Here is an 11678-nt window from a genome sequence, read left to right as displayed (position 1 = left end):
AAAAGAAATGATTTATTGCGACATTATAGGTTTAAATTGGTATTAGTAAAGTTCTAAAACGAAAGGTAGTTATAGATAACATGCATATACCTATAGGAGATTTATACATCAATAAAGACCTTGCTGATTTAGCGCATTAATTTGTAGCTCCCTTTAGCTTAATAAACTCAGCCAAAACAAAACAATTTACTTAAAATGATAGATGACAAAGCCGGAATCATCATTACTATCAATTCCGTTTTCGTTTCTTTATTGATGAGTGTCTTGTATATGGGATCCACTACAAACAGAACAAACATTGAAGTCGATCATTTCAAATTTCTAATAGTCTCTTGTGTTTTGTCTATGACAATAGCAGTCATCAGTATGCTTCCTTATCATTATATGGGGAAAGGAGCAAATTGCTTTATTTATAGTATGCAAAGCATCACTTTTGTTGTTACTTTCAAAAAAAGAGAATATCCGGTTAATTTTTCTTTGGAAAGCTTGAAAGACCAATTACATCCGGATAATTTTTTTGAAATAAATCGTCAATTCATAGTGAATATTGATGCCATTAAAAGAGTCCATTCCTATTTTAATGGGAAACTAAAACTTGAAATAAAACCTTCACACGCAGAAGATATAATTGTTGGAAAAGAAAAAGCATCAGCTTTTAAACCTTGGATGGATAGATAAACAAAAGTGAAAGAAAAAGATTGCTCTTCAATTTGTAAGCACTTTTATTTTTTTACCAACGTATAAGTCATACACATTTGCAATTCGCTTCAGCCACCACACAAACCAAAAATTGCAAAAGAGTATGTCTCGTCAACGCTCAATTCCGAACTAAATAACAAACATCGGAAAACCAAGCTGAATGTGAAAAGCACTATGCACAACAAAGTACTGTGGTAAAAAACGAGTAAAAGGTTATTAATTTCTCACTAAAGTACTTCGATAAGTAGCACAATAGATCAAACCTGATTTGGCGGTTACAAAGGCTTGTTTCAACAGGGTATGACAGACTCCTATTAGTGCTATTTTTTTACTCTTTCTTTGGCAACTATTCTTTGATAAAAATCTCTGCAAGATGTGTTGTACATCCCTGCCAGCTAGTTTACAGGTATTAAAATAGCCCATAAATAATAAATTACGAAATTTTTGATTGCCTATTTTACGTATTCGAGGTCGTCCTTTTACACTGCTCCCACTTTGCTTAATCACTAGTGTCAAACCTGAGTAGGTGCATAGTTCTGCTGCACTTGTAAACCGATCAAAACCGACGGTAAGACCAATGGGTTTTTGCAAACCCATTAATTTACCAATGCTAGGTTATTCTAGAGCCATTGGATACCATTAATTAGCTATTGACTTGCCTATTCGTCGCTAGAAAACAATGTTTTTGATATGTGTTTAGAGGTTATTAATTATTTAAAAGGAGTGTACTCTAATGCTATAATTTGAGATTTAAATTAATTAGATCCAAGATTTCACCGTTTATTAAAACATGTATTTAATGTTAATATTTTTAAGACAATAAAAAAATCACTAAATTTAAAATGTAGATAAAGTAGGTGATACAAAAAATTGTGTCATTTAAATGTTTTGCAGTATACGAAAAAATGGAGAAGCTGAAAACCTATTAGAGTAAGCACTAACTAAATAGGTATAATTATGAAAAAACTAAACAAATTAACTTTAATCACAATGATATTTGCATTGTCTTTTGCAATTCAAAGTTGTGAACAAAAGCAAAAGGAACCAACGGTAGAAGTTGAAAAAGAAATTTCCAAATCTGCCACTATAGAAGAACTCGGACAAATGAACCGAGATTTTGCAAAAGCATTAACAGCAAAAGATGCCGTGGCTGCTGCCATTGTTTATGACGAGAATGCTTCTATACTTCCGCCAAATGCACCTATTGTTACTGGACGCGCCAACATTCAAGCATATTGGCAAGGAGCTATTGATGCCGGAATTATTGATGCAACTGTAAAAACGATTGATGCTAAAAGTATAGGTAATTCAGGTTACGAAATTGGAACGTTTACAATGCGGTTTCACGGGGCGAAAAATGATACAATAGTTGAATTTGGGAAATATACAGAAATACTTAAGCTAAATAAGGAAGGAAAGTGGATGGCTATTTATGGTATGTAGAGTAGTAATGAACCCATGCCAACCAAATAAAAGTACGAACGCACAACAAAGAACTGAGGTAAAAAACAACTCTTTTCTCTATTGATTTTGAGACACTTAAATTCTAGGCTCATAGATTTATAATACTGATTCTTTGAGCTTTTTTAATTTATACTTAATTAAACCTATAATGTCGCAATAAATCGTTTCTTTTTCGCCTGCTTTTTATCAAAAATAATTACCGTAACTAAGGCTATGCTAATTATTTTTAATCTCAATCAATCAAAAAATAATTCAATTTATTTATACGACATTATAAATTTAATTTGGTATTATTTTTCTCTATTTATTTTGGCAACACAGAAACTTTCAACTTCATAAACAACTGTGGACCAACGAGGTTTCGAAAATCTTTGCGATAAGCAAGGCTTTTTTGTGACGTAAAGCGAAACTGATCTATAACCCCCTAAATGCTGGCCAACTACTCCCCTATTATTCCTCGTAGCAAAAGAAAACAATGATTTTACTTCACCAACTAGGCCTCTTCAAAATAGCTGCATCAGTCAAGACCAAAACTTTTTAGGGTAAAGCCAAAAGTCAGAAATCTATCTTCTTGACTTTGGTTTTCGATCACAATACTCTCAAAAGTATGGATATAGTTTATCTTAAAATTTAAGAACTTCCAAAGCGGCAGTTCTAAAGCTAAATCTGCTTGCCATCTAAAATTATTGCTTTGCTCCAGAGAAGGCTGGAAATAGAGTTCATGTTTTAAAATGACTTTCTTTTTAAACAAATTATATTTACCATTCACCCAAACGGTACCCCGAAACGTATTGATAGATTCACTTCCATCATAGTCTGAACGGTTAAAGTTAGTTTCACCAAAAGCTGTTTGTTCGTATTCACTAGAAAGAGAAAGCTTTAGCCAGTGGCTTTTCTTGTTCACAATTTGATAGGTAACCCCTGCCCCCACCAGAGAACGTAAATCAATTTCTCTTCGGAAATTGGTACTTATAAAACCTAATAGTAAAGGATATACTTTGCGGTCGGGATTTAGGTATAAAAAGTTTACACTTAAAATATCCTCATCAGCTTTTTCCTTTCCAAACTCTTGATACACATATGAATTTTGGGTTTTGAAAACCAAATTTTTTAAAGGTTTAAAACTAAAATCTGATTTTGCTCTAAAAATGATGGTTTCTACATTTCCGCCCTGATAAAATCCAGTTAATGAAAGGTTTGCCTTTATACTAAGCGTATCACTTTCATTAATTTGAGCCGAAAGAAGCGGAGAAAAAAACAAGAGGAAGTACAAAAACTTAGTCATTCTAATTAAGGATAAGCCTATTTAAATTGGAGTGCCAAAATAAATCATTTATTCTAAACAGAAAAATGTTCTCTGTAGATCATGCACATAAAGGAATCCTATTTAGTTTTTGCCTTCATAAAACTTAATCTTAAAAATTAAAACGCCATAATAGATTCGCCATAAAGTAAGGTGTGGAGTTTACTTTGGTTTTGCTGAGAAACACCAAGAAAATCTAGGAATATATATTTATGATTTAACGAATACCATACAGTGTTGCCATGGAAGGTTTTCTTTATTTTTTTCTAACGTAAATCCAGCAGCTTCAAATTCTTTAACCGCTTGCTTTTCGCTCATTTTATGAACCTCTTTAATGGGGACACTGGGATCTTCAGCTCGATACTCGATTAAATAAATTTTACCGTCTGCTCGCAAAGCACTTTTTATGGAAGCCAGCATTTCTATGGGGTAACTAAACTCGTGGTAAACATCTACCATAAGTATTTTATCAACCGAGTTTTCAGGTAAGTTGACACTCTTTTCACTTCCTTTAACAAGCGCCACATTATCAATCGAGTTTTCCTTAATACGTTCGTTCATTTCTGCCAGCATTTCATCTTGAATATCGACCGCATAAACAAATACATCTTTGGCTATTGAAGACATTTTAAACACATGATACCCGGACCCAGCTCCAATATCTGCAATAACATCCCCAGAGGTGAGATTTATGTGTTGTAATAATTTTGCCGTATTCTCTTCCTTATCACGTTCAGAACGTTCTAGCCAACTGATCCCTTGAAAACCCATCACATAGGCAATTTCTCTTTCCATATACCATTTACCTGTACCATTAGGATCTCCTTTCTTATACGTATAGATATCTACTGAACTTGGACTTTGAGCTATTAAAGTACTTGAAAAGCAAAATGCGAGTAAACATATAATTTTTCTCATAAGACAACTCTTTTTTTGATCTTAACTGAAATTAATGATTTTTATTAAGAAATAAGAAAGGATTTGAATTTTTAAGAACTGTTTGTGGTCTGTACCATGCATAAAGCAATAAACAATATATACACAAAGGCTTTATATGACAGCAGGATCTAAACATAAAGTAATATACCACGGAAATTCAAAATGGCTAGGCCGTCTTTTTTTAGACATCTTTATACCAATCTTAAATATTGGCATTGATTATCAAGGAAATAGCATAAATAACCTATAGAGTTTTTTGGAAGAGTTGAAGCTTTGAAAAAAACCTTGGACGTGATAAGCGAAAAGAAAACTAAGTTCTGAAAATAATTTAAAACTATTTTATGTTTTTCAGAAGCCATCACCATAAAATTTGATACAAATATAAAAGGCTTTAAACCCTAAATAAGCATTTATGTGATTCTTTCGTCCTAGCATATTTACCAATTATCTGTCCCGTTTGTTCATCTCATTAACAGGTAAGAATCCCTTAGGAATAGAACCTTCATGACCATTGACATAAGACCAGGCTCGATTACCGAATTAAACCTATAATATCGCAATAAATCGTTTTACCGATACGAATTTGGCACAGGCTTTTTTCGCCTGCTTTTTATCAAAAATAATTACCGTAACTAAGGCTATGCTAATTATTTTTAACTTCAATCAATCAAAAAACCTGTGCTGAGCTACGTCGTCGTATAATTCAATTTATTAATATCACATTATAAATTTAATTTGGTGTAATACAGTTAATTACGAAGTTAAATCTTTAAATATTTCAAAAAGGGAGATGTTTATTTGTGGAATACAAGCTATATTTATACATATATATATATTAATTCTTAATAATCAATCTTATGAAATATATTAAGCCGTGTGTCTTAATTCTAAGCCTTGCCCTTTTAAGCAGTTGTACACAAAATTCAACAAAAGAAGGCTATCCCATTAAAACACAAGAAGACGCCAATGGTTTTAGCTATGAAATGGCAGAAAATGACCCTTCAGGATTAAGACTCTACACCTTGGATAATGGTTTAAAAGTCTACCTTGGAAAGAATGAAGAAGATCCCAAAATTCAAACCTTAATAGCTGTAAGAGCTGGATCTACCTACGACCCCGCCGATAATACTGGACTTGCCCATTACCTAGAGCACATGGTCTTTAAAGGTACAGATGACATAGGCACTTCAGATTATAAAGCTGAATCTAAATTACTTGCTGAAATTTCAGATTTATACGAAGTACATAAAAAAGAACAAGATCCTGTGAAGAAAAAAATAATCTACAAGCAAATAGATTCCGTTTCTTATGAAGCTTCGAAACTAACCATAGCCAACGAATATGACAAAATGGTGGGTTCTTTAGGCGCTGAGGGCACCAACGCCTTTACATCGAACGAGCAGACAGTTTATGTCAATAAAATACCATCTAATGAATTGGAAAAATGGTTAACCGTAGAAAGCGAGCGTTTTAGCAAATTGGTTTTACGCTTGTTTCACACCGAATTGGAAGCTGTTTATGAAGAATTCAACAGAGGTCAAGATAACGATGGCAGAAAGCAATACTTCGCTACCTTAGAAGGACTTTTCCCAACACATCCCTACGGAACTCAATCTACCATTGGAATTTCTGAACACTTAAAAAATCCATCTATGGAGGCTATTAATGCTTATTTTGATAAGTATTATGTTCCTAACAATATGGCGGTAATTTTGGTAGGAGATTTGGATTTTGATGCTACCATTCAAAAAGTGAATGATGCTTTTGGAGATTACGAACGTAAAGAAATAGCTCATCCTACATTTCCAAAATTGGATCCCATCACCAAACCCGTAAAAAAAGAAGTCTACGGTCCTACATCGGAGTCTGTTTACTTAGCATTTAGAGCTGAAGGGAAAGGTTCTGAACAAGAAGTTTTACTTACGCTTGTAGATTATATGCTAGCCAATTCTCAAGCTGGACTTATCGATTTAAATTTGAATCAGAAGCAAGTCGTACAAAACGCATCTTCTTATACCAATTTTGATAATGACTATGGATTCCATCTGCTTTATGGGAGCCCAAAAGAGAATCAAACCTTAGATGAAGTAAGCGATTTACTATTGGAACAAATAGAAAAAATTAAAAAAGGAGAATTTGAAGATTGGTTGCTTGATGCAGTTGTCAACGATTTAAGATTATCTCAGATCAGACAATACGAAAATGCTTCTTCTACAGCTTACTCTTATTTGGAGGCCTTTATTGGCTTTCAAGACTGGAATAGTAGATTGGAAATGCTCGACAGAATGAAAGGAATTAGCAAAGAAGATATTGTAAAGTTTGCCAACGAATTTTATGGAGACAATTATGTAGAAGTACATAAGTTAAAAGGGGAAGATACTGCTATAGTTAAAGTTGAAAACCCTGGCATCACTCCAATAGAATTGAATAGAGATAAAGAGTCTGCCTTCTTGAAAACTTTCAATGACGTTGAATCTCCAAATTTAGAGCCACAATATATAGACTATAAAACAGCGATATTGGAAACAAAAACCAAGAATAACATTGGAGTTTCCTATATTAAAAATCCAAACAATGATATTTTTAATTTGAATATCATTTTTGATATGGGTCAAGATAATGACAGAATGGTGTCTCTTGCTGCTGGTTATTTAGATTATTTAGGTACCGATAAATATACATCAGAAGAGCTAAAACAAGAATTTTATAAAATTGGAATAAACTACAATGTATTTTCATCTAATGATAAAACTTACGTTGGTATCTCTGGCTTAAAAGAAAATCTTGATGCAGGTTTAGTCTTATTAGAGAACCTTTGGGACAATGCAAAGCCTAACCAAGAAGCTTACGATAAATATGTAGAAAGCCTCCTGAAAGGAAGACAAGATTCAAAAACTCAAAAAGGGTTTATATTTAGAAATGGAATGATGAACTATGCCCAGTATGGTGAAAATTCTAGACTGCGAAACATCTATTCTGAAGCAGAACTAAAAGCATTTGATCCTGCAGAATTGGTAGATAAGATGAAAGATTTGCGGGCGTACAAACAACGTGTATTTTATTATGGAAACGATGTGGATGCTGCTGTTGCATCTTTAGATACACATCATATAATACCTGAGACTTTGTTGGATTATCCTGTGGAAATAGAGTACCAAAACCTAGATACAGGAGGTAATGTGTATTTTGTTGACTATGATATGGTCCAAAGTGAAATCATGCTCATTTCTAAAGGGGATACTTTTAATAAAGAAAAAATGGCGGCTTCTAGATTATTCAATACCTACTTTGGAAGCGGTTTATCTTCTATTGTTTTTCAGGAGATAAGAGAATCTAAGTCTTTGGCTTATTCTGCTTATGCAGGCTATAGAATGGCATCTGAAGAAGGAGAGCCAGATTTCACAATGGCGTATGTAGGCACACAAGCCAACAAGCTAGAACAAGCGGTAGATGCTATGATGGAATTGATGAACGACATGCCTGAAGCGGAAGAACAATTTAACCAAGCCAAAAAAGCTACCTTAAAGCAAATTGCTGCTGAACGCATTACAAAGTCAGATATTTTCTGGACGTTTGAAGGCCTGAAGAAAAGAGGGATATCCAATGATTACCGAGAGGAAATGTACAAGACCATCGAAAAAATGACCTTTGATGACCTAAGAGTATTCTTTGATGAAAACATTAAAGGTCAAGACTATAATGTAGCAGTGATAGGTAACAAAAAGGATTTGGATTTTGATGCACTTGGTAAACTAGGGATGGTTAAAGAATTGGATATTGACTATCTTTTTAACTACGAAAAGAAAGAAAAAGAAAGCATTAAAAAGGTCAAACTTTAAATTAAGTCAAACATAGAAAACCCCAGCATTTCATTTAAAATGCTGGGGTTTTTATTTAAATGGACATTGGTGTAGTTTTAGAAAACTAAACAGTTCTAATTTGGGAAAGACCACGCATCAAAAGCTAATGCGATGGCACTGGAAGAGGTAAATGAAAAACAATATAATCTGTTCATCCTGATCTACATTTGTTTTCTTGTTCAAAGGCAAAAGGAAAATGTTTAAGATGAAAAAAGTAAATGATCTTTATAACCTAGGCTTAAAACAAAAACTTCAGGCTAACTAAAATCTGAGAAGGCCTTAAAAGGTAGGTACTTTGCACGTAGGAGAAATCTGTATTGGAAACGCGAATAAATTCATCGGTGTTGAGGACATTATTCCAACTCGCATTTAGGTCTATGCCTATTTCTTCGAAAGTATATTGATAGTTGAAATTCAGAAAATAATTATTTCGGTTTTCCTCAGAAATATTATTAAAATAGTATTCTGTATCCAAACTGAAATATTGATTATCTGCTACATAAAAAAATAGATCTAATTCGTGCAGCTGAGTTCTTATTTCATCGAAATCCCTATCTTTAAAACGGGTTTGTAAATAATTGAAATTTCCCATATAACTTGAACTTAGCCAGTCTGTAATTTCAGATTCTACATCGAAGTTGAAGCCTATAGTCTGATTTTCTACATCGGCTAGATTACTGTTTAAAATTTGTTCGCGATTGGAAATTGAGTAATTGCTGCCAATGCTGAATGTTGTGTTTATATTTCTAAAATATTTACTCGCCTTGACATTCAGTCTATGAGAATTTGAAAAATTGTCCTGCTCTATAGCTTCAAAAATGCTTGCAGCGTTTTGATCAATCTCATTGCTATACAATAAATTCCGTTTTGTTCTGCTAAAAGAATAAGAAAGACTGGCAAAAAGAGATTTTAATGGATTCCTAAACCGCAATCGCCAGGAATAATTCTGACTGAAGTTTTCTGGTAAAGGTGAATTATACCGCTGTAGGTTTCTGTAATTGTTAAGAATAAACCCATAATAAAGTCGCTGCAAATCGCCAAAATCGTTGCTAAGATTGGCTGAAACACTGGTTTCCCAAAAGGCTGAAATCTTATTCCTGATGTAGAGATTCGGCTCGAAAGTAAGCCGGCTTAGACTTTGACTTTCATTTAAGGACTCATCCTCAATGTCGAAACTTCTAAAATTTACAGGAGTAGTCAATCTTACATTCCAATTATTTCTTTTGTAAGTAAATTTGCTAGTAACATAGAATCGTGAACTCAAAAAATCAAGATCATTTTGAAAATCTCTACCTAAAATTTCTACTCCATCCGTATCCAAAAACCTTAACTGACTTCCCAAGAATTGGTTTTTTACTGAAATCCCAACTTCTGGTGAAACGGTGATCCCTTTCATCTGTTTGGTGAATCCCACTGTGTTATCAGTAAAGAAGGTAGTTGTTTGTATGGTTTGCTGAATCGCATCAAATGCTTGGCCGCTGTTTAATGAATTCTCAAATTGCCCCGGAGATACTTCCAGGCTTTGGTTAGCTTCGGTGAAGCCTGTATTGGACCTAAAGGTGACCAGCTGCTTTCCTACAGGTTTTAGAAATCGTAATTTGTTCCTGATGGCTGTAAACGGATTGGATAATTGTTGCTGTACTTCATCATTCTCTGTCATAATTTGTCCCCTTTGAGAATCCCAAAATCCATTGATTTCCAGTTCGTTTTTTAAATAATTGTCATTGGTATTTCGTTCTAAAGTAAACTTGGACTGCAACGTATTCATAAACAAATCATTAGTGGTGTTTTCCAATAAATCGATGGTATCTGTTGGGGTGAAAAAGCGGGTTTGCGTGTTCCCGATTTGTTGCTGAGCATCGTTTAAATAGGAAATATTTGCTTTGAGGTCAACCTCTTTTTTTAGCCGAATCAAATAATTCACAGATCCTAAATGCACATTATTATCTAGCCAACGTTCTTGCGTAAAAGGAGGTTCTGCCAATTGCCGAACGGATAGCCAGTCTGACTTTGAAATATTAAACTCTTCACGACCAAAATCTTCAATAGAAAAATCTCTTATTTCTCTGGAAGCATCACTTCCCGTATTATTGGCTTGGTAAGTAACGATGGCCTGGTTCTTTTTGGTAAACAACATAGGAGTTGCTTTCACTTTCCAAAGCAAGGGTGAAAATCCAGAACCAAGCTCGGCATTACCGCTCACAGTGACTTCTTTTTTGAGTTTGATGTTGAGCGAAGCCCGTTCTGAAAACACAAGACTATCCAGCATTTTAATAGGTTGGTGATTCTCCAGAATTTGTACTTGAGACACATCTTTGGCTGCAATATTATTATTGGCTAAACTATAACGTCCTTCCAATAAATCCAAGCCCTCTATATAGTATTTCTCTATGAGCTCGCCCTGGTACTTGATTTGCCCTCCAGGCATTACTTCTATGCCTGGCATTTTTTTGAGTACATCGGCAATGACGCGATCTTTTTGGTCTGTGAAGGCTGAAACTGAATAATTAAGGGTATCTCCTCTTTGCTCAATTTCTTTGGACCTGACTAAGACTTCCTTAAGCTCTTCGGAAGATGGCGAAAGCTGCACCTCTAGTTCTTGATCTGTATTCTGGATAACCTTTGACCAAGATTTATAGCCTAAGTAGGATATTTTTAGATAAAGGCTATCCAATTCTGAAGAAAGCTTAATTTTAAAATTCCCCTCCCCATTACTAATGCCATAAGACAAAATGCTTCCTGTAGAATCTTTACTGACCATGACCGTTGCTCCGCTTAGGCCACTATTATTTTCATTACTGACTTTGCCAGAAATGAGGGATTGAGCATAACTTGATACGCAAATTGATATTAATACATACAAAAAAATATCCCTCAAATTATTCTAATTCTATAGGGTTGTTTCGCTTCTTATATTTCTCTTTTATTCTTCGCTTAGCTTCAGGAGTTAAGTCGAATGGAATGCGCGATATAGGATCATCAAAAAAATCCTGTTTAATTTGATGTAATTGATCTTTAGTAGTTTTTATATAATTTTTATTGTTATCAAAATCTTCAATTCCTTTTTTTGCTTTTAATTTCTTAAAAGAAATTAGTTGATAGTTATAATGATTTTCCGTGTCACTTATTTGAATAATTAAGCCAGGTAAACCATCAAACTTATAAGGTCCTTGAGTTATAGGTATTTCCTCTGTAAACCAAGCCTCATATTCACGTCCTGCAAAATTTGTAATTGCTTTTTGAACCTTGAATTCGTTTACAGTTTTTTTATCTTTTTTAACCTCCCAAACATATGGAGCAATGTTTTCAGTATATAAAAATACGTCACCAGCTATCCTATCTGAAACTTTGATTTGTTTGTTTTTATAATCTTTTAAAATGATTTCATAGAATTTAGTCTTTGGTGTTTTTCT

The 11678-nt window shown here is 33.9% G+C and carries 7 protein-coding genes and 1 pseudogene; 3 read left to right on the top strand and 5 right to left on the bottom strand.

Annotation, left to right across the window (positions count from 1 at the left end):
* The first annotated feature begins 195 nt into the window (after positions 1-195).
* Positions 196-678: a LytR/AlgR family response regulator transcription factor gene (locus CXF67_RS02205; RefSeq protein WP_102087260.1), complete on the top strand. Its 483-nt coding sequence runs from the start codon at positions 196-198 to the stop codon at positions 676-678.
* 237 nt (positions 679-915) lie between these two features.
* On the opposite strand, the pseudogene CXF67_RS02200 reads toward CXF67_RS02205, so the two are convergent.
* Positions 916-1272, bottom strand: a pseudogene (locus tag CXF67_RS02200) (transposase); the annotation flags it as partial.
* Between the two features lie 384 nt (positions 1273-1656).
* On the opposite strand from CXF67_RS02200, the gene CXF67_RS02195 reads away from it, so the two are divergent.
* Positions 1657-2142: a YybH family protein gene (locus tag CXF67_RS02195; RefSeq protein ID WP_102087259.1), complete on the top strand. Its 486-nt coding sequence runs from the start codon at positions 1657-1659 to the stop codon at positions 2140-2142.
* 538 nt (positions 2143-2680) lie between these two features.
* Here CXF67_RS02195 and CXF67_RS02190 read toward each other — a convergent pair.
* Both CXF67_RS02190 and CXF67_RS02185 read right to left on the bottom strand, forming a co-directional pair.
* Positions 2681-3448, bottom strand: a complete 768-nt coding sequence (locus tag CXF67_RS02190) for a DUF481 domain-containing protein (RefSeq protein WP_102087258.1) — start codon at positions 3446-3448, stop codon at positions 2681-2683.
* A 228-nt stretch (positions 3449-3676) separates the two neighbouring features.
* A complete protein-coding gene (locus CXF67_RS02185) occupies positions 3677-4384 on the bottom strand; it encodes a class I SAM-dependent methyltransferase (protein ID WP_102087257.1) in 708 nt (235 codons plus the stop codon).
* An 878-nt stretch (positions 4385-5262) separates the two neighbouring features.
* Between CXF67_RS02185 and CXF67_RS02180 the strand changes: the two genes are divergently transcribed.
* Positions 5263-8244 carry a M16 family metallopeptidase gene (locus CXF67_RS02180; protein ID WP_102087256.1) on the top strand — a complete coding sequence of 994 codons (2982 nt, stop codon included), beginning with the start codon at positions 5263-5265 and terminating at the stop codon, positions 8242-8244.
* A 259-nt stretch (positions 8245-8503) separates the two neighbouring features.
* On the opposite strand, the gene CXF67_RS02175 is transcribed toward CXF67_RS02180, so the two are convergent.
* Positions 8504-11143, bottom strand: coding sequence for a carboxypeptidase-like regulatory domain-containing protein (locus tag CXF67_RS02175; protein ID WP_257984557.1), 2640 nt, complete (start codon positions 11141-11143; stop codon positions 8504-8506).
* Position 11144: 1 nt separating this feature from the next.
* The coding region (locus CXF67_RS02170) for a GLPGLI family protein (protein ID WP_102087255.1) at positions 11145-11678 on the bottom strand (534 nt) is incomplete at its 5' end.

This window comes from Psychroflexus sp. MES1-P1E (assembly GCF_002836055.1).
Classification (GTDB): domain Bacteria; phylum Bacteroidota; class Bacteroidia; order Flavobacteriales; family Flavobacteriaceae; genus Psychroflexus.
Note: the sequence above shows the minus strand (reverse complement) of the source record. Positions and strands in the feature narration are given on the sequence as shown.